Genomic DNA, 1559 nt, shown 5'->3' on the forward strand with positions numbered 1-1559 from the left:
GAGAACCGTTCGAACGACACGTTTTGGGGTGGGACGTCGTTGGGGGTGGGTGGGGTGGTGGGTGCGGATGGGTCGTTTGGGCCGGGGCCCAGTTATGGGGTGGGGGCCAATCCGTATGCGGTGGTGGCGGGGCGGTGGGATGGGGATGGGCTGTGGGATTTGGCGGTGGCCAATTTTGGCAGTGACACGGTCAGTGTGTTGTTGGGGCAGGGGGCGGGGGGTTTTGGGCTGCGGACCAACGTGGCGGTGGGGGACGGGCCGGTGGGGTTGGCGGCGGGGGATGTGAACGGGGACGGGGTGATGGACCTGGTGGTGGCCAATTACTACAGCCACAATGTGAGCGTGTTGTTGGGGGACGGCAGCGGTGGGTTTGTGGGCTGGACGAATTACGGGGTGGGGAACAATCCGCGCAGTGTGGTGTTGGGGGATTTGAACGGGGATGGGCGGCTGGACCTGGTCAGTGCCAACGAGGGCGGGGGCAGTGTGACGGTGCGGCTGGGCAGTGGGGATGGGAGTTTTGGGGCCGGGGTGAATGTGGCTACGGGCAATGGGGCCTGGGGGTTGGCGGTGGGGCATTTGAACGGGGACGGGCGGTTGGATGTGGTGGTGGCCAACTCCAGTGGGCAGACGCTGAGTGTGTTGTTGGGTCGTGGGGACGGGAGTTTTGAGGTGCCGGTGGGCTATGGGGGTTTGAGCTGGCCGCGGGCGGTGGCGGTGGGGGATGTGAGTGGGGACGGGTTGGCGGACGTGGTGGTGGTGAATACGGGGGACAACACGGTGGGGCTGTTGCGGGGTCGTGGGGACGGGACGTTGGAGGGGGTGGTGAAGTACGGGCTGGGGGGTGTGGATCCGTATTCGGTGGTGGTGGGGGATTGGGACGGGGACGGGCGGTTGGATGTGGCGGTGGGGGGTTGGAATCATCGGGTGGGGGTGTTGTTGAACGATGGGCGTGGGGGTTTGGAGGGGGCCAGTTTGTACGGGGTGGCGGGCAGTCCGATGGGGTTGGCGGCGGGGGATTGGGATGGGGATGGGCGGCAGGATTTGGTCAGTGCCAACTACAATGGGAACAGTGTGACGGTGTTGTGGGGGCAGGGGCGGGAGGAGTTGGCGGAGGATCCGCCTGGCAGTGGGGTGCGGCACGGGTGGGGGCGGGGCAATTTGAGCGGGTCGCAGGATGTGGACTACTGGGTGTTTAGCGGGCGGGCGGGGGAGCGGGTGCTGGTGGCCTGTGAGGTGCCGGGGCATCCGGGCGGCAGCGGGTTGTATTATCAGCTGGAGCGGGCGGATGGGACGGTGGTGGGGAGTTTTGGTGCGGGCAACAACGGGACGGGGCAGATGGCGCCGGTGGTGTTGCCGGCCAGTGGGCGGTATGGGGTGCGGGTGAGTTACAACTGGTCGTACTGGGGGGAGTATCGGCTGCGGGTGAGCGTGGTGCCGGGGCACTGGCAGGTGGAGGGGGAGGACAACAACGGGGTGGGGCAGGCGAATGCGCTGGGGTTTGAGCGGCAGGGGACCAACCAGTGGGCCCGGCTGCTGGGGTACATCCGCCAGGGCGACCC

Annotated in this window: 1 protein-coding gene; it reads left to right on the forward strand. The window is 67.2% G+C overall.

What is annotated here, in order from left to right; genetic code table 11:
• Positions 1-1559: FG-GAP repeat domain-containing protein (locus tag ACPDIT_RS15140; protein WP_423444919.1), on the forward strand; the 1559-nt coding region annotated here is incomplete at both ends.

Origin of the sequence: Limisphaera sp. VF-2, assembly GCF_049537125.1 — a bacterium.
Classification (GTDB): domain Bacteria; phylum Verrucomicrobiota; class Verrucomicrobiia; order Limisphaerales; family Limisphaeraceae; genus Limisphaera.